16 protein-coding genes are annotated in these 16,895 nt (G+C 43.3%); 4 read left to right on the forward strand and 12 right to left on the reverse strand.

The annotated features are described in order from the left end of the window. Window positions 1-86: 86 nt before the first annotated feature. Together HUW51_RS12975 and miaA are read left to right on the forward strand one after the other, a co-directional pair. Window positions 87-1,193: a glycosyltransferase gene (locus HUW51_RS12975; protein ID WP_185270069.1), complete on the forward strand. Its 1,107-nt coding sequence runs from the start codon at window positions 87-89 to the stop codon at window positions 1,191-1,193. Beyond that, window positions 1,169-2,098 carry a tRNA (adenosine(37)-N6)-dimethylallyltransferase MiaA gene (gene miaA, locus HUW51_RS12980; protein WP_185270070.1) on the forward strand — a complete coding sequence of 310 codons (930 nt, stop codon included), beginning with the start codon at window positions 1,169-1,171 and terminating at the stop codon, window positions 2,096-2,098. The genes HUW51_RS12975 and miaA overlap by 25 nt, the downstream gene beginning before the upstream one ends. Before the next feature lie 192 nt (window positions 2,099-2,290). Here miaA and pfkA read toward each other — a convergent pair whose 3' ends face one another. Then, window positions 2,291-3,262 carry a 6-phosphofructokinase gene (gene pfkA / locus HUW51_RS12985; RefSeq protein ID WP_185270071.1) on the reverse strand — a complete coding sequence of 324 codons (972 nt, stop codon included), beginning with the start codon at window positions 3,260-3,262 and terminating at the stop codon, window positions 2,291-2,293. A 367-nt stretch (window positions 3,263-3,629) separates the two neighbouring features. Between pfkA and HUW51_RS12990 the strand changes: the two genes are divergently transcribed. Further along, the gene (locus HUW51_RS12990) at window positions 3,630-4,022 is read left to right on the forward strand and encodes a TerB family tellurite resistance protein (protein ID WP_228466601.1); all 393 of its coding nucleotides are present in this window, start codon (window positions 3,630-3,632) and stop codon (window positions 4,020-4,022) included. A 75-nt stretch (window positions 4,023-4,097) separates the two neighbouring features. Here the strand turns inward: HUW51_RS12990 and HUW51_RS12995 are convergent, their stop codons facing one another. The 11 genes from HUW51_RS12995 to HUW51_RS13045 all read right to left on the reverse strand — a co-directional run bounded on the left by HUW51_RS12995 (window position 4,098) and on the right by HUW51_RS13045 (window position 15,648). After that, window positions 4,098-5,855, reverse strand: a complete 1,758-nt coding sequence (locus HUW51_RS12995) for an SLC13 family permease (RefSeq protein WP_185270073.1) — start codon at window positions 5,853-5,855, stop codon at window positions 4,098-4,100. A gap of 281 nt (window positions 5,856-6,136) precedes the next feature. Then, window positions 6,137-7,330 carry an aspartate aminotransferase family protein gene (locus HUW51_RS13000; protein ID WP_185270074.1) on the reverse strand — a complete coding sequence of 398 codons (1,194 nt, stop codon included), beginning with the start codon at window positions 7,328-7,330 and terminating at the stop codon, window positions 6,137-6,139. Between the two features lie 183 nt (window positions 7,331-7,513). After that, window positions 7,514-7,993, reverse strand: a complete 480-nt coding sequence (locus HUW51_RS13005; protein WP_185270075.1) for a hypothetical protein — start codon at window positions 7,991-7,993, stop codon at window positions 7,514-7,516. Between the two features lie 8 nt (window positions 7,994-8,001). Continuing rightward, the gene (locus tag HUW51_RS13010) at window positions 8,002-8,433 is read right to left on the reverse strand and encodes a hypothetical protein (RefSeq protein WP_185270076.1); all 432 of its coding nucleotides are present in this window, start codon (window positions 8,431-8,433) and stop codon (window positions 8,002-8,004) included. A 30-nt stretch (window positions 8,434-8,463) separates the two neighbouring features. After that, window positions 8,464-9,003 carry an RNA polymerase sigma factor gene (locus HUW51_RS13015; RefSeq protein ID WP_185270077.1) on the reverse strand — a complete coding sequence of 180 codons (540 nt, stop codon included), beginning with the start codon at window positions 9,001-9,003 and terminating at the stop codon, window positions 8,464-8,466. An 84-nt stretch (window positions 9,004-9,087) separates the two neighbouring features. After that, window positions 9,088-10,041, reverse strand: a complete 954-nt coding sequence (locus HUW51_RS13020; protein WP_185270078.1) for a transketolase family protein — start codon at window positions 10,039-10,041, stop codon at window positions 9,088-9,090. 6 nt (window positions 10,042-10,047) lie between these two features. Continuing rightward, window positions 10,048-11,445, reverse strand: coding sequence for a vWA domain-containing protein (locus HUW51_RS13025; RefSeq protein ID WP_185270079.1), 1,398 nt, complete (start codon window positions 11,443-11,445; stop codon window positions 10,048-10,050). A 157-nt stretch (window positions 11,446-11,602) separates the two neighbouring features. Next, a complete protein-coding gene (locus HUW51_RS13030) occupies window positions 11,603-12,460 on the reverse strand; it encodes a transketolase (RefSeq protein WP_185270080.1) in 858 nt (285 codons plus the stop codon). 161 nt (window positions 12,461-12,621) lie between these two features. Next, window positions 12,622-13,071 (reverse strand): thioredoxin-dependent thiol peroxidase, encoded by a 450-nt coding sequence (gene bcp / locus HUW51_RS13035; protein WP_185270081.1) that lies wholly within the window; start codon window positions 13,069-13,071, stop codon window positions 12,622-12,624. A gap of 80 nt (window positions 13,072-13,151) precedes the next feature. After that, window positions 13,152-15,050 carry a M23 family metallopeptidase gene (locus HUW51_RS13040; RefSeq protein ID WP_228466603.1) on the reverse strand — a complete coding sequence of 633 codons (1,899 nt, stop codon included), beginning with the start codon at window positions 15,048-15,050 and terminating at the stop codon, window positions 13,152-13,154. Next, entirely contained in the window at window positions 15,037-15,648 is a 612-nt protein-coding gene (locus tag HUW51_RS13045; protein WP_185270082.1) for a fumarylacetoacetate hydrolase family protein, read from the reverse strand. The genes HUW51_RS13040 and HUW51_RS13045 overlap by 14 nt, the downstream gene beginning before the upstream one ends. Window positions 15,649-15,942: 294 nt before the next feature. Between HUW51_RS13045 and HUW51_RS13050 the strand changes: the two genes are divergently transcribed. Continuing rightward, window positions 15,943-16,737, forward strand: a complete 795-nt coding sequence (locus HUW51_RS13050) for a M48 family metallopeptidase (RefSeq protein ID WP_185270083.1) — start codon at window positions 15,943-15,945, stop codon at window positions 16,735-16,737. Window positions 16,738-16,895: the final 158 nt, after the last annotated feature.

Below are 16,895 nucleotides of genomic sequence, written 5' to 3' on the forward strand. Positions count from 1 at the left end.
ATAAATTTAACTTTCTAGGCGGTACCATTAATATTAGTGTATTACGTGCATAAAACTTAGAAATGTATTGTACTTAGCTAAGATTGATGAAAAAAATTTTTTTGGCAGTAACCACCGACCTGAATTATGACCAACGCATGCAACGCATTTGTACTACGCTGGCACAAGCGGATTATCAGGTTTTACTAATGGGCCGTACCTGGCCGGAGTCGCTGCCACTGCTGCCGCGAACGTATAAACAACATCGTTTAAATTGCTTTTTTAACAAGGGTAAGTTGTTTTATTTAGAATACTCTATCCGGCTGTTTTGTTACCTGTTGTTTAAAGCTTTCGACGCGTTTGTAGCTATAGATTTAGATACAGCCGTGCCGCTTTATGTAAAAGCAAGGCTTAGTAAGAAAGCCTTTGTATACGATGCGCACGAATATTTTACCGAAGTAGTAGAGGTAGTTAACCGGCCAATAATTCAAAAAACTTGGTTAGCCATCGAACGGTTTATTTTATCCCGCACCCGTTTTGCTTACACCGTAAATGATTCGCTGGCCCGTTTGTTTTACAACCGTTACCAGGTACCGTTTGCCGTAATTCGTAATTGCCCCATTCTGGAGCCTGATTTAACTTTACCCGCTCCTAACTCCCGCGATTACTTACTTTACCAGGGAGCGCTGAACGAAGGCCGGGGATTAGAGCAATTACTACAGGCAATGGTATTGGTAGATAAAAAGCTGGTACTCTGCGGGAAGGGCGATAAATACGACTATTTAAAAAAGTTAAGCAAAGACCTGGGGCTGCAGGATAAAGTTATTTTTAAAAATTACGTGCGGCCAGAAGAGTTAAAGCAAATTACCCGGAATGCTTTTTTAGGTATAAATTTGCTGGAAAACTGGGGATTGAACTATTATTACTCTTTAGGAAATAAGTTTTTTGATTATTTGCACGCCGGGGTTCCGCAATTAGTGGTTGACTTTCCGGAATACCAGCAATTAAATAACCAGTGGGAGGTAGCCAAAATAGTTATTCTTGACCCCGAAACCATTGCCACGGCGATAAATCAGTTAATTCACGATGCGGCTTATTACGATAAACTGGTACAAAATTGTTTAATAGCCCGACAGCACTGGAATTGGCAAAACGAAGAAAAAAAGCTTTTAGATTTTTATAAAACCATATGGGGCCCAGCACCGAAAATTTAAAAAAAAACATTTTAATTGTTCTGGTTGGCCCCACGGCAGTAGGTAAAACAGAATTAAGCATCCGGTTAGCCCAGCATTTGCAAACGGTAATCATTTCGGCCGATTCCCGGCAGTTTTACCGCGAAATGAATATCGGAACGGCTAAACCTACACCGGCCGAAATGCAAGGGGTGACGCATTATTTTATTGATTCGCATGCGATAACCCAGGAGTATAATGCCGGCGCCTACGAGCAAGATGTACTGGCATTATTAGATACCTTATTTGAAGAACATCGCTGTGTAATCCTTACGGGAGGTTCGGGGTTGTATGTACGGGCAATTACCGACGGCATGGACGAAATGCCGGAAGTGCCGGCACACATTCGGGAAGAACTCAACCAGCAAAAACAAGTCCACGGGTTAGCGCCTTTATTGCAGCAACTACAGCAACTGGATCCGGTTTATTACAACCAGGTAGACCGGGCAAATTCCCAACGGGTTATCCGGGCTTTAGAAGTCTCATTAGCTACTGGCCAGCCCTACTCTGCCTTTCGAACGAAGCAACCCGTAGACCGGCCTTTTAAAATTTTAAAAATCGGGTTAACCCGCGAACGGGCCGAGTTATACCACCGCATTGATACCCGCGTAGACCACATGCTAGCCGCCGGTTTGTTGCAGGAAGTAGAACAGTTAAAACCGTATCAAGGGCATAATGCTTTACAAACTGTAGGTTACCAGGAGATTTTTTCTTATTTAAACGGGGAGTACGATTGGGAAGAAGCCATACGCTTATTAAAGCGAAACAGTAGGCGTTACGCCAAACGCCAGCTTACCTGGTTTACCAAAAACAACGATTATACCTGGTTCCACCCGCAGGCTTGGGATGCTATTCTGGCTTATATCGAGCAGGAGTTGAATGGTTGAAAAGTTGGAAGGTTTAAAAGTTGGTAATACTTCAAATTCAATTCTGTGTTGGTGCTTCTGGAAGTAATTTTTAAACTTCTGTTAAAATACATTCAAAATATTTAACTTATAGAATTTCAGAAAATTAACGTTTCAACTTTCCAACTTATCAACCTTCCAACTTTTAAACTTCCCAACCTTTCAACTAACAAATTACACACTTAAAATCTCGACCATGCGCACGAAGCGTTGGTTTATTATTTTTTTCTTGGTGATGGTGTCTTTAAAAGGCGTGTATACCAAACGATTGTTTACAAAGCCAGCCATCACGTCTTTTTTGCCATTAAGTAAGCCTTCCACGCAGGCAATGCCTATCTGGCTGGCCAATAACCGGTCTGCGGCGGTAGGAGGTCCACCCCGTTGTACGTGACCCAGAATAGTAACCCGGGCATCCATTTGCGGAATAGCTTCTTTTACGCGGGCAGCAATTTCGGTGGCATTGCCTTCTTCGTCGCCTTCGGCCACCACAATAATAAACGAGGTTTTTGAGCGGCTCCAGCCATTTTGTAACGTAGAAATTACATCCGGAATCGTGGTTTTGGTTTCCGGAATCAGCACTATTTCGGCCCCGCCGCCAATGGCGCAGGGCATGGCTATATAACCCGAGTCGCGGCCCATTACCTCCACAAAAAATACCCGCTCGTGGCTATCGGCCGTATCCCGGATTTTATCAATGGCATCCAGGGCGGTATTTACCGCGGTGTCGTAGCCGATGGTATAATCGGTGCCGTATAAATCGTTATCAATGGTGCCGGGCGCTCCTACAATCGGAATTCCAAATTCTTCGTGAAATAAGGTAGCACCGGTAAATGTACCATTCCCACCAATGGTCACTAAACCTTCAATTTCAAATTTTTGAAGTTGTTCGTAGGCCTCCTGACGGCCTTCTTTTGTCATGAATGTCTGGCTGCGGGCCGATTTTAGAATGGTACCGCCTTTTTGAATGGTATTACTAACCGAGGCAGAATCCATTTTAATTATTTCGCCTTTAATCAGGCCATTATATCCTTTACGAATACCGTAAACCTCTACCCCGTAGTAAATAGCCGTTCGGACAACTGCCCGGATACAAGCGTTCATACCAGGTGAATCGCCCCCGGAAGTTAGTACTGCAATACGTTTCATGGCTAATCTTGTTAAGGCGGCAAATTAACTAATTTAGTTTGTGAAAGCGTGTAAATGCCCAATAGTTTTTAAGTAAAATTTAACCAGATTTTACTTAGTTTATTGTAAATCAGTAAAATATAAGTAAAATTTTTAAAAATTTACTTTCTTGAAAATTAGTGCAAAAAGCTGCTACCAACTCCGGGTACTTGCGTATAGCTTTACAGGCCGCACCCAGGTGCGTCTGTTTTTAACTTAAAAAAATTAAGATGAAGCAGATAATTCCTGTCGGTTTTTCGTTAAATTAGTAATAGTGTAATTAAGCCCTGATCCCAAACCTATATTGTAAGATATGTTTAGCTTTTTTGAAAGTGAGGAAATTAAACGAGTGAAGAGTCACATTTTAAACCTGGGGGCTCTGGCTAAAATCGATGGCCACGTTGATTCGGCGGAGATGAACTATATTATTGCCATTGGCAAAAAAAATGGTTTAAGGCAAGAAGAAGTACGTTCTTTACTGGCCAACGCACAATCCATTAGCTTTGAGATGCCCCACAACGATTCCGAACGGTTTGATCAAATATACGATTTGGTAGAAATGATGCTCGCCGATGGGATTGTGGATGACAACGAGATGGATTTCTGCGTAGAGATGGCCGAAAAACTAGGTTTTAAAAAAGCGATTGTGGGCGTGTTGGTCCGCAATATTTCTTTGGGCGTAAAAGACGGCCAATCGCGCGAACACATTAAACAAGAGTCCCAGGCATTTCTGGATTCCTGATAATTTAATTTTTTTAAAAATTTTACTTTGCCGGATTTTTTCTGTGTTGTTGTAGAATGGCTTAGGCGGTAAGTTTTATAAGGGCCAGAAAATAGGCACCATGGTTAAAATAATTACCACCAGCACCAAAGTTAAACCAGAACCTACGCGTATAAAATCGTTGAATTTGTATTTGCCGGGCCCGTAAACCAAAATACAAGAAGGCTCGAAGGGCGTAACCAAAGATACCGAAGCCGCCAGCATAATAGCAATGGCAAAAGACCGCGGATTGGCCCCCAAGGTAATAGCGGTTTGTAGCGCCACCGGCACAATTACTAAAGCCGCGGCCGCATTCGACATGGGTTGCGTAAGAAATACCGTTAAAAATACAAAGCCCGCCAAAATACCCAGCTTACCAAAAGGCTCCAGGAGTGATACAATATTTTCGGCCAGATAAGCCGCCGCCCCGGAACGTTCCATCGCCGTACCAAACGCCGTCATGCCTCCAATTAAAATAAGTAAGCGCCAGTCAATAGCGCTGTAAGCTTTATCGGTGTTAATGCATTTAAGCAAAATACTAATAACTGCCGCGGTTAAAAAACTAATGGATAAGGGTAATAAATTAAGCGAACCTACCAGAATAGCCAGAATAAAACAGCTAATGGTAATGAGCCCTTTTTGTTTTTTAAATAAAACCGGGGTAAAAGCATCCAGAACGGCTAAGTGTTGATTAGAACTTAAATAACTGAGGCGCTGCGCCGAGCCTTGCACCAACAATAAATCGCCGAGTTTTAATCGCACCGCGCCAATTTTAGTGCGAATTGGTTCACCTTGCCGCGAAATAGCCAGCACCACCAAACCATACCGCCGCTGAAAATCAACTTCTTTAATAGATTGCCGAATCATATCGGAGTGAGCGGTAATCAGGATTTCGGCCAACCGGATTTCATCGCTTTGCAAAGCTTCCTCCAAAATCACATCGGCCATAATTTCTACGCCTTTGGTTTCTTTTATTTTTATCAAATCATCTTTTTCGCCTTCTACCAGAATAATATCGTTGGCCCGAATGCGGGTGCGATGGTCGGGTAAAAACTTTTCTTTGTTCCGGATGATGTTTAAAATTTTAAATTTTTGCTTTGCCAGGTCCGATGAATAAGCAATTTGGCCTACCAACGGCGATTCTTCCATTACCACTACTTCGGTAATGTATTTCTGGATTTTATATTCCTCGGTTAAACCATGATCCTGGTGGTCGGGCAGCATTTTCTTCCCGATGGTCATCATGTAAGTAATGCCAACCACAAAAATTACGATTCCAATGGGGGTAATCTCGAATAAACCAACCGGGTTTAAACCTACTTTATCAATATAACCACTTACGGCCACGTTGGTAGATGTGCCAATTAAAGTGCAGGTGCCGCCCAAGATGGAAGCATAGGCGAGGGGCATGAGTAATTTAGAACTGCTGGTTTTTATTTGCCGCGATAACGAAACCAGCGGACTTACAAACATGGCCGTTACAGTGGTATTGTTCATAAAAGCCGAAATGCCGCCCGCAATTACCATTACCAGAAAAAGCATAAAGCCCGCGTTTTTGCCTGCTATCCGTACCAGCTTTACAATAACAAAGTCCAAAATACCAGTTTCTTCCAAAGCGGCGCTTAATACAAATACCGAAGCAATAATTACAATAAAATCGCTGCTAAAGCCGGCAAAAGCTTCTTCGGGCGTGATAATGCGAGTCGCACACAGAATGATCAGCATGATCAGTGTAACGATATCTACGGAGATTTTTTCGGTAGCAAACAGAATAATGGCAATCAGGAGTAAACCCAACACAATAACTATTTCCATAGAATAGAAGCCAAGGGGAAAGTTTCGGACAAATTAAGGTAAACCCGGTAAATTTTAAATTATTTAAAATTTACCGGGTAAAAGGCGGCCCACCCTACCGAGTGAAACCTACCCTTTTACTGGAAATTTAGAAGATAGTTGGTGGATTACTTAAAATACTAGCAATAGATGTGAAATTTAAAAATTACCCGTTGCTGGTTAGGCATAGTGAGTTAAAAAGCAGAGTAAAACAACAGTGCTGCCGGCAAACCACTAATACTAGGCAGGAGTATTTTAAAATTTTAATCCGGAAAGACTTCGTTGATAGATTGAATAATGATTTGGCAGGCTTCTTTAATTTCTTCTTCCGAGATAGTTAAGGGTGGGGCCAACCGCATGGAATTATCGCAGAATAAAAACCAATCGGTGAGCACTCCGTTTTCGATAGCCCGGTCGATGATAGGTTTTAAAACCGCAAAAGATTCGAACTCTGCGGCCATTAATAAACCACAGTTGCGGATAGATTTTATGCGGGGATGAACCAGTAATTGCCGGAATAAATTAGCTTTTGCGGGTACTTGCGCGATTAAATCACTGTTTTGTAGAATCTGTAAAGTAGCTAATGAAGCGGCGCAAGAAACCGGATGTCCGCCAAAAGTAGTAATATGCCCCAGCAAAGGATCATTTTTTAAACTACCCATTACTTCCTGCGAAGCGATAAAAGCCCCAATGGGCATACCGCCACCCATGCCTTTCGCGCAAACCAGAATATCTGGCTTTATTCCAAACTGCTCGAAAGCCCAAAAAGTACCGGTTCGCCCAAAACCAGCCTGAATTTCGTCGAGAATCAGTAAGGTGCCGGTTTGGTTACAACGTTCGCGCAAGGCCGGTAAATAGCCCGGTTCCGGTATTCGCACACCAGCTTCGCCCTGCACTGTTTCCAGAATAACGGCGGCGGTGCGCGTAGTGATATTTTCTAAACCCGGAAAGCTGTTATGCTGAATCTGGCGCACGTCGGGCAATAATGGCCGAAACGCATTTTTAAAATTTTCGGAGCCATTAAGCGATAAAGAACCGTGGGTAGAGCCATGATACGCGTTATTAAACGAAATAAGTTCGGTGCGGCCGGTATACCGTTTCGCTAATTTTAAAGCGCCTTCCACGGCTTCGGAACCCGAATTAACCAAGTACACGTTGTTTAAATGCGCTGGTAAAGTTTCCACTAGTTTGGCCGCTAATTGTACCTGCGGGCCTTGTACTACTTCGCCATAAACCATTAAGTGCAGGTATTTATCGAGTTGTTGTTGGATGGCCGCAATTACTTCGGGGTGCCGGTGGCCTACGTTACTCACGCCAATGCCGGAAATTAAATCCAAATAACGTTCGCCGTTAGGCCCGTACATGTAAACGCCTTCGGCTCGTTCTACTTCTAATAATAAAGGAAAATCGGTGGTTTGAGCCTGGTACTGTAAAAATAATTGCCTTTGTGAAAGCATGTTGTCAATAGTTTTTAGTCCATGGTCTACGGACTACGTTCATTTTTTAAATTTTTTAAATTTCATGAGCATTTAACTAAACAAGAAATGCCCATTACGCAAGTGTACGGCAAAGAACATAAAAAAGCCCGGCTTCTACTAAAAGCCGGGCTAGTAATCAAAACAGAAAATAGGTATTTTAAGTTATCTTGAACCCATCGGGCGATGATTATCTAATTTTTTGAGTAGTACGCGGGTAAACTCCCGCTCGCTCCGGTACAGAGTAGCGAGTTGCTTCACCGAAATTACCTTCAGAAATTTGTCGACGTATTGTTTTTCTACGTTCAATTCGTTTTGGCGCACGTTGTGCATCTCGGTAATGGCTTCGCGTAATTGCGTATCCGACATGGTTTCCAGGTTTGCTTCTTTCATAAGCCGGGGCTTTACCCGGGCCTGGCGGCGTTCGGCTTCGTAGGCGTTGTATACGGGCCAGAACTTTTGCGCTTGCTCGGTAGTTAGCTGTAACTTGTCGGTGAGGTAAGCAATTTTGGCATTTTTAATTTTTTCCATCCGCTCCTGGCGTTGTTGGTCGGTTTGTTCTTTAAAACCCCGACTGGGCTGCGCCTGGGTAAGTGCGCTGGTAAAAATCAGGAACATCAGAAAAGCAAAATTTTTAAATTTCATTACTTTAGTTAATATATTTCTTCTAACTGTTGATCATCCACGGTTTCCAGAATATCCCCGGACGTTACATGTATAAAATCCGCTGATACATCTGTATCGGCTAAGTTTAAGTCGGCTAACTCGCTGCTATTTATATTATCCTGGGTTAAAAAATACTCCAGCGCTTCTTGTTGGTTAATACCCGACAGTCTTGCGCTAGAATTTTCCTGGTTTAAACCTGGCGAAAAATAGAAAGCTGCCACAAAACTTACTAAAATTAAAAAACTAGCTACACTGGTACGGTAAGCATAGGAAATGCCGCTCCACCAGGAATTAGCCGGCGTTTGTTGCGGGCCAGCTACCCGGTTCATTACTACTTGCGGCAGTTTCTGGAAATAATCATCCGGCACCCGGTACAGGTTTGCTTTCGGAATATCCTCCAGGTTAAAATTTTGTTTCATGCTTTTTAGATGATAGAAATGCCCAAAGGTTTAAGAGTTAGTCAGAAAATCTTCGATTTTTTTTACGGCGTGGTGGTACGATGCTTTTAGAGCCCCCACCGAGGTACCCAAAATTTCAGCTATTTCTTCGTATTTCAGTTCGTCGTAGTAGCGCATGTTAAACACCAGGCGTTGCTTGTCGGGTAGTTTTAACAAAGCTTTTTGCAGTTTTAATTGAATTTGGTCGGCATCCGGACCGGCATTGGCGTCTATCTTCTGAGATAACTCTTCTGAGATATCGTTGATGGGCAAAAAGAACCGGCGCTTTTTAGATTTTAAAAAACTGAGACATTCGTTGGTGGCGATGCGGTAAATCCAGGTGTAGAGTTGGGCATCCTGGCGGAAGTCGGGGAGGTGCTTCCAGATTTTAATAAAAACTTCTTGGGTTAAATCATCGGCTTCGTCGTGGTCAATTACCATTTTCCGGACGTGCCAATACACTTTTTGCTGGTACTTGCGCACCAGCTGGTTAAAAGCCCAATTGCGGGAATCGGGATTTTTAAATTTTTCTACTATTTCCTGATCTTCCAAAGAGGTTGTTATCTGTTGTTTGTTATTCGTTGTTCGAATAAAGCTATTACCCGAATAACGAATAACGCACAACAAACAACGAAACTACTTACGGGCCATTACGGTTTGCACGGCGTTTACTATGGCCGCTTCGTTTAAGCCGTACTTTTCCATTAGCTGGTCGGGCGTAGCACTTTCGCCAAAGGAGTCGTTTACACCTACCATTTCTATTGGTAACGGTATTTTCCGGGCCAATAATTGCGCGATGCTGTCGCCTAAACCACCATTTAATTGGTGCTCTTCGGCAGTTACTACGCAGCGGGTTTTACTCACCGATGCTAAGACAGCTTCTTCGTCTAAAGGTTTAATGGTGTGGATATTTATTATTTCGGCATCGATGCCTTGCTCGGCTAACAATTTACCCGCCAAAATAGCTTTCCAAACCAAGTGGCCGGTCGCAAAAATACTTACATCGGCGCCTTCGTTTAAAATAACAGCCTTACCAATTTCAAATTTCTGATCGGCAGGCGTAAAGTTGGGTACTACCGGGCGACCAAAACGCAGGTAAACCGGACCATCGTACTCGGCAATAGCAATAGTGGCGGCTTTGGTTTGATTAAAATCGCAAGGATTAATTACGGTCATGTGGGGTAACATGCGCATCATGCCCACGTCTTCCAGAATCTGGTGGGTGGCGCCATCTTCGCCTAAAGTTAAACCGGCGTGCGACGCGCAGATTTTTACGTTTTTACCGGAGTAAGCCACCGATTGCCGGATTTGATCGTACACCCGCCCAGTCGAAAAGTTAGCAAAAGTACCGGTAAACGGAATTTTACCGCCTATGGTCATACCGGCGGCTAAACCAATCATGTTGGCTTCGGCGATACCTACCTGGAAGAAACGCTCCGGAAAATCTTTTTTAAAAGCGTCCATTTTTAAAGAACCCGTTAAATCGGCGCAAAGCGCTACCACGTTGGGGTTGGTTTTGCCTAATTCGTGTAATCCGGCACCGAAACCGGAGCGGGTGTCTTTAGATTCGGTGTAAGGAAAGTCTTTCATTATTATTTAGCGAAATAGTTTTATGGTTGTGGTTGCGGCAGATCTTATTTCAAAATTTTGTACATCGGTAAACTTACTGGCATTGGCCGTTTTGGTGCGATAAACCAAGCGGTATTGGCCGGGTTGTAAAGGTAAATTAGTGCGGCTGTTGCTCTCGGGTAAATTGTAAATCCAACGCTGGGTGCCATCTTTTTCCAGCACGTACAAGCTGCCAAAGCCTTGTAGTTCTGTGGGAATATTTAATAAACCCGGCGGCGGAAAAGTAATAGTATTGGTCTGGCCTTGCTTAATTTCCACGTTGTTGAGGTAGATGCGGGGCAAAGTCAGTAGTTCTAAATCGTAAGTGCCAGCCAGTAGTTTTTGCCGGCTGCCGAAACGTAAGGCTATTAAGGTATTTTTAGAATTATTCTCCCGCACAATGGCCTCGGTTACGCCAAATGGCGATACGGCATCTTGCCGCAAATACAAAGTGCCCTGCGGCGTTTTAGCCGAAAATACATTGTGCTCGCCGGGTTTAATATCTAAATTTTTTAAAACCACGGGTGGTACCGTATTTACCACTAAATCGTAGCTCAGCAAAGCATCAATATCCAGCACATCGGTTTTGCCCGCTGCCGATAAATAATGTACGTAGTTGTACTCCGGTTCTTCGGTTACGTTATTAACAAACGTTAAATTTACGTTGCTCTCCACGGGTTTGCCTTGTTCGTCTTTTAACTCCACGGATACCGTAGTTTTGCTCAGGGCCATTTTTACCACATTATCCAGCACCTGCCGGAAAGAACTAATATCGGCGGCATTAAAGTACTGCCCCATACAAGCCAACTCGGGTACAAATTGCTTTTCGATGCCAATACCAATCACAAATGGTTTTAAAAATATCCGTTTTTTCTGTAGCGCTTTTGCCGTAGCACATGGGTCACCGCCGCAGGATTCTAGGCCATCGGTAATCAAAATCAAAACGTTTCGCGCATTTTTATCCACCGGAAAATCTTTGGCCGCTTGTTCCAGGGAATACGTGATGGGCGTATTGCCGCGCGGTACAATTTGCTTCAGCCGGGTTTTAATTTGCTCTTCGTTGCCTTCTTTAAAAGCTACTTCCAACCGGGAGTCGGTACAGTTGTTCTTTTCTCTATCAAACTGATGGCCGTATACCCGCAAGGCAAGTTCCAGGTTTTCGTATTGCGCCAGCGAATCCACTAATTTAGAAAGTAACACTTTGGCAACTTTCATGCGGTCGCTGCTTTCCCATTTGGCCAGCATGCTGCCTGAGCCGTCGAGCAAGAACAAGATGCGGGTTTTCTTTACCGGTTCGATTTTTTTAAGGGCAGTCTGGGCATAGCTCCCGGAGTAAACCGCCAGGAGTAAGCCAATGAGTAGTCCTATTTTAACCGTTACTTTCAACCGGAAAAAGCAAATTTTTAAAATTTTTAATAAATCAGAACCTAAAAGCCGAGCCAGGCAACTCGTAAACAACAGAAGAAATTAAAATTCACTCGGAAGAAACTTCCTGATCTGCCGTATAAAAGAAGCTTCTTCTGAGTGAATCAATTTTTATGAATCAATAATCGTCTTGCGCTTCTTTTAACTGCAACAAAGCTTCTTGTAATTGCGCATCGTTCGGCGCTACGCCATGCCATTTGTGCGAACCCATCATAAAGTCAACGCCAAATCCCATTTGGGTATTCATTAAAATAATGATCGGTTGACCCTGACCAGTTAATGATTTGGCTTCTTCCAATACCGGCAGTAATTCGTCGAAATTATTTCCATCGGTACAGTTTAAAACTTTCCAGCCGAAAGATTCCCACTTGGCCCGCAAGTTACCCAGGTTCATAATGGCATCGGTCGGGCCGTCAATTTGCTGGCCGTTGTAATCTACGGTGGCAATTAAGTTATCTACTTTGTGGTGCGGGGCGTACATGGCAGCTTCCCAAATCTGACCTTCGTCTAATTCACCGTCGCCCATGAGTACGTAAACCAGTTTATCGTCGCCGTTTAACTTTTTAGCTTGCGCGGCGCCAATCGCTACCGATAAACCTTGGCCCAAAGAGCCGGAAGCAATCCGGATGCCGGGTAAATGCTCGTGCGTAGCCGGGTGGCCTTGCAGCCGCGAATTTAATTTCCGGAAAGTAGCTAGCTCGCTTACTTCAAAATAACCCGACCGGGCTAAAACGCTGTACCAAACCGGCGAAATATGACCGTTGGATAAAAAGAAAATATCTTCGTTGGCGCCGCTCATGTTAAATTTTGGATCGTGATCCATTATTTTAAAATAAAGCGATACAAAAAACTCGGTACAACCCAAAGAGCCGCCCGGGTGCCCGGAATTTACCGCGTGCACCATCCGTAAAATATCCCGACGCACCTGCGCCGCAATGGTGGTTAATTCTACTTTATTCTTGTTAAATGGGTTCATTATAAGAGTTAAGAGTTGAAAGTTATGAGTTGTTGGTTTGAAGGTTGAAAAGTTAAAAGGTTGAAAAGTTAGAAGGTTAAAAGTTGGTAAAGCTTATTTGAATGCGATTTACTCTCTCTAAGGTGTTTACCAACTCATAACTTATAACTCTTAACTTTTAACTAGCCAACAAGTTGGCTCGCGTGGTCTTTGGTATCTACTTTGGTGATGATGTCTTGAATGATGCCTTTTTCGTCGATGATGAAGGTATAACGCATGGTGCCCATGTATTTGCGGCCGTACATGCTTTTTTCCTGCCATACGCCGTAAGCTTCTACCATTTTCTTGTCGATATCGGATAGAAGCGTGAAAGGCAATTCAAATTTTTTAATAAACTTCTGGTGCGACTTTTCACTGTCTACGCTCACGCCAATTACTTCATAACCTTTCTGGCGCAGGTCGTAATAATTGTCGCGGAGGTTGCAGGCCTGGGCGGTGCAGCCGGGGGTATCGTCTTTGGGGTAAAAGTAAATAACCAGTTTGCGGCCCTGATAATCGGATAGTTTATGCACAATGCCGTCCTGATCAGGAATGGCAAAATCCGGGGCTTCGTCGCCGATTTGTAAATTCATAGTTTTTGGATAAAATACTTATTGTATTTTTTACAATAATACAGATATAATTACTTCTTTTATAAGGAAATGATAAATTTTTAAATTTTTGTTTTAAAGATAGTTTCGTGACCCACTGCGTCTTTCACCCACACCGTTAGATCGCCTTTTAAGGGTACCGATTTATCTAATTTTTCGGAGTACAGCATGGCCGCTTTGTGTTCGTACTTTAATAACAAAAACTGCCCGTTAATCTCGGCCCGGTAAGAAGCTAAGCCCGATAAATCATCGCCCACTTTAAAGCGCACCATGGCCGGAGATTTAGAAATCAAACGCACGGTAGGCGGTTTGGTATCGTTCATGATGGTGTACTTGCCCAAATTTCGGGTAGTAAAAGTAAACTGATCGTCTTTCCAGACGCCGTTAATGAAAGCCCGGCTTTTGCCCCAACCCAGCCAAACCGCTCCGGCGGTGGTTTTATCAGTTATTGGCACTTCGGGCTTTATCGTTACTCGTAATGGTTGAAACAGGGGAGTAGTAACATCGTTTATCGTCCAGACACCATTCTCGTAGTTCGAGCGTAAATATAGGGTATCGAACAAAGTAAAAGGGTAAAATTGCAGCGCTAAGTTATTATCGGCGTAAGAATAATCGGTATTATTGGGTATGGCCTGCCGGAAATTAAATTTTTGAGTAGTGCCGTTGTAAATAATGGAATCAGGTAAACCACCGCGCAAATCATACAAATACACCGACGTAGATTGCACCGTGTAGCTCGGAATTAAATCGTAGCGCTTGTTCCGGATAAACAAATTAATGTTTTTGGGCGTGCTACCCGTATCCGCTGCCGAAATTTTTAAAATATCTTCGGCTACTTCTACATTAATTTTTTTCTTTTTAACAAGATCCGCAAATGTATGATTGCTTACGGGTTGTTCTCCTTGAATAACAAATTGCAGCGTGGTTGTATTGTTGTAAGAATCTTTAAACAACATGGTAATGGGGTAACTGGCGCCCGGGTTAATTTTTAATTTCCCTTTGTGCGCGCCGGTATTATACAGAGGCAAGGTGTTGCCATCGTCGATGTAGCATTTCTGGAAGCTTTTACCGGTTAATTTTAAATTTTCGTAGTTTACGTGCCACGATACCATGCGCTGGTAATCAAACGGAATGTTATCAAGTAGATGGGTGTAATGCGGTTTGCCACCTACTAAAACATCTACCTGCTGCACGCCGTTTTTATTCCAGGCGCCGGTGTACCGGTCGAAGGCGTTAAATTCTAAACCTAATAAGCCATTCGCCCGAATAGTATCTTTTAAAGTATACGCATTGGGCCCGGTTTTTAAAACGGCAAATTCCTGGCGGCCAAACAATTGATTAATGCGGGCATCAATACTCATGGTTTTTAAAGCCACGGCTTGTACTTCGGGCGCTACATCGTCCTGAATTTCTTTAAAGCCGTATTTTAACGGGTTTTGCAGGTTATTTTTGGCATCGCGTACTTCGAAGTGCAAATGCGGCCCCGCCGAACCTCCCGTATTGCCCGATTTCGCAATCACATCGCCGCGTTTAAAAACAAACTGATCTTTGGCCGGCGTTAGTTTTACATCGAAAGATTGCTTGGCGTATTGCATTTCCAGAACATACTGGGCAATGGCCGGGGCAAAACTTTCGAGGTGGGCGTAGGTGGTGGTTAAACCATTGGGGTGGGTAAGGTACAACATGTACCCGTAGCCATAACTCGAAACCTCGATTTTAGAAATGTACCCGTCGGCGGCAGCGTAAACCGGTAAGCCGGTTACCTGATCGGTTTTAATATCAATGCCCCCGTGAAAATGGTTGGGCCGGATTTCGCCCATGCTGCCGGATAAAAAATTCTGACGGCCCGGGTGAATCGGAAATAAAAAGTAACCTTCCGCTTCTTCGGGGTTTTGGGCAGAAGCACCCGAAAAAAACAAACTAGTAAAGGTACTGAAAAGAAAAAACTTACTTAATCTCAAAATCTAAAACTTTTTTGTCTTCTAAAAATCCTTCCAAGCGGTCGCCCACTTGCACCGGACCAACTCCTTTGGGGGTACCAGTAAAAATAATATCGCCCTTCTTTAAAAGAATAAACTGCGAAATATAACTGATTATATTTTCGAACGGATGCAACATAAAACTGGTATTGCCCTGTTGTTTTATTTCCTGATTTAAGCGCAAAGTAAAGTTTATGTTTTTTAAATCCGGGTAATCGGCTAAAGGTAAAAATTCAGATACGGGGGCGGAACCGTTAAACCCTTTGGCCAAATCCCAGGGTAAGCCTTTGCTTTTGGCTTTACTTTGCAAATCGCGGGCAGTAAAATCAATACCCAGACCAATGGCATCGAAATAATTTTTGGCAAATTGGGGCTGAATGTTTTTGCCTTCTTTGCTGATGCGCAAAATAATTTCCAGTTCGTGATGTATATCCTGCGTAAAATCCGGATAATAAAAAGGGTCGTTATTTTTGAGTAAGGCCGTGTCGGGTTTTAAAAAAATAACGGGTTCGTCGGGTACTTCGTTATGCAATTCAGCAATGTGGTCGGCGTAATTTCGGCCAATGCAAAGTATTTTCATGCGGCAAGTAGTTTTACTCAAAATTAGCTGAATAATTTTTTTAGAGAAGTTTCCGGCGAAAAAAACCGGATAGTTTTACTCTAAAATGCCGAGCGGCACTGAGAAAAAGTAAATTTGCGGGCTAAGAAAAAGCTAAAATAAAACCAGAACAAAGGCAGAACATTTCGGGCTTACCCCGACGTATAAAGCCAACTGGCATGTATTATGCTTATTTTAAAAAAACGGTTTATGTATTTGCGTTAGCAGATACATCGTTGTAACACCAAAAAAGATTACCTATAATTCGCTAAGTGTATGTTAAAAAAAATATTTCTTTACAGCAGTTTTTTACTGGTACTGGGTTGCGCTACCGTGCCAATTACCGGCCGTCGGCAACTATCTTTAGTGCCCTCCGCTGAAATGCAGCAAATGAGTTATGCATCGTACAAACAGGTGCTGGATACAGCAAAGGTTGTTAATAGTTCGCAGAATACCGCCATGGTAAAACGGGTGGGTGGCCGTATTCAAAGAGCCGTGGAGCAATACATGGCGCAGAATAATTTAAGTGATCAACTGGCCGGTTACGCCTGGGAATTTAATTTAATTCAGGATCCGCAGGTAAATGCCTGGTGTATGCCGGGTGGTAAAGTGGCTGTTTATACCGGCATTCTTCCGGTTACCCGCGACGAAACTGGTTTAGCCGTAGTTATGGGGCACGAAATTGCCCACGCCATTGCCAAGCACGGTGATGAGCGCATGAGTCAGGGGTTATTGCAGCAGTTGGGCGGCGCAACTTTGCAAGCGGCTATGGGCTCTAACCCGAGTTTAACCAATAACTTGTTTTTAACCGCTTACGGCGCCGGTTCGCAACTAGGTTTATTAGCTTATGGCCGGAAGCAGGAATCGGAAGCGGATGAGTTGGGATTGATTTTTATGGCGATGGCGGGTTATGATCCGCAGCAAGCCGTGCCTTTCTGGGAAAGAATGGCGGCCGGTAAAGGCGGACAAGCTCCACCGGAATTTTTATCTACCCACCCTTCTGACCAAACCCGGATTGCCGATATTCAAAGGCATTTACCGGATGCCATGAAGTATTATAAAAAACAATAACAGCTTACGTGTATAAATACAAAGCCTGGTTGCGTATAAACAACCAGGCTTTTTTAATTTTTAAAATTTATGAAAAAGAAATTGTTTTGGATTGCCGCACTTACGCTGGCCTTGGTGTTGAAATCAGATAAAGCGAAATAGTTGAAAGGTTGGAAAGT

Source organism: Adhaeribacter swui (genome assembly GCF_014217805.1).
In the GTDB taxonomy this organism is placed as follows: Bacteria; Bacteroidota; Bacteroidia; order Cytophagales; family Hymenobacteraceae; genus Adhaeribacter; species Adhaeribacter swui.

What these genes read in the sequence shown, in the direction of transcription:
- pfkA (WP_185270071.1), bottom strand. Translation starts at nt 3,262, where the DNA reads ATGAAACGTATTGCAGTACTAACTTCCGGGGGCGATTCACCTGGTATG.
- HUW51_RS13005 (WP_185270075.1), bottom strand. Translation starts at nt 7,993, where the DNA reads ATGAAATTTAAAAATTTTGCTTTTCTGATGTTCCTGATTTTTACCAGC.
- bcp (WP_185270081.1), bottom strand. Translation starts at nt 13,071, where the DNA reads ATGAATTTACAAATCGGCGACGAAGCCCCGGATTTTGCCATTCCTGAT.
- HUW51_RS13010 (WP_185270076.1), bottom strand. Translation starts at nt 8,433, where the DNA reads ATGAAACAAAATTTTAACCTGGAGGATATTCCGAAAGCAAACCTGTAC.
- miaA (WP_185270070.1), top strand. Translation starts at nt 1,169, where the DNA reads ATGGGGCCCAGCACCGAAAATTTAAAAAAAAACATTTTAATTGTTCTG.
- HUW51_RS13045 (WP_185270082.1), bottom strand. Translation starts at nt 15,648, where the DNA reads ATGAAAATACTTTGCATTGGCCGAAATTACGCCGACCACATTGCTGAA.
- HUW51_RS13000 (WP_185270074.1), bottom strand. Translation starts at nt 7,330, where the DNA reads ATGCTTTCACAAAGGCAATTATTTTTACAGTACCAGGCTCAAACCACC.
- HUW51_RS13050 (WP_185270083.1), top strand. Translation starts at nt 15,943, where the DNA reads ATGTTAAAAAAAATATTTCTTTACAGCAGTTTTTTACTGGTACTGGGT.
- HUW51_RS12995 (WP_185270073.1), bottom strand. Translation starts at nt 5,855, where the DNA reads ATGGAAATAGTTATTGTGTTGGGTTTACTCCTGATTGCCATTATTCTG.
- HUW51_RS13030 (WP_185270080.1), bottom strand. Translation starts at nt 12,460, where the DNA reads ATGAACCCATTTAACAAGAATAAAGTAGAATTAACCACCATTGCGGCG.
- HUW51_RS12975 (WP_185270069.1), top strand. Translation starts at nt 87, where the DNA reads ATGAAAAAAATTTTTTTGGCAGTAACCACCGACCTGAATTATGACCAA.
- HUW51_RS13020 (WP_185270078.1), bottom strand. Translation starts at nt 10,041, where the DNA reads ATGAAAGACTTTCCTTACACCGAATCTAAAGACACCCGCTCCGGTTTC.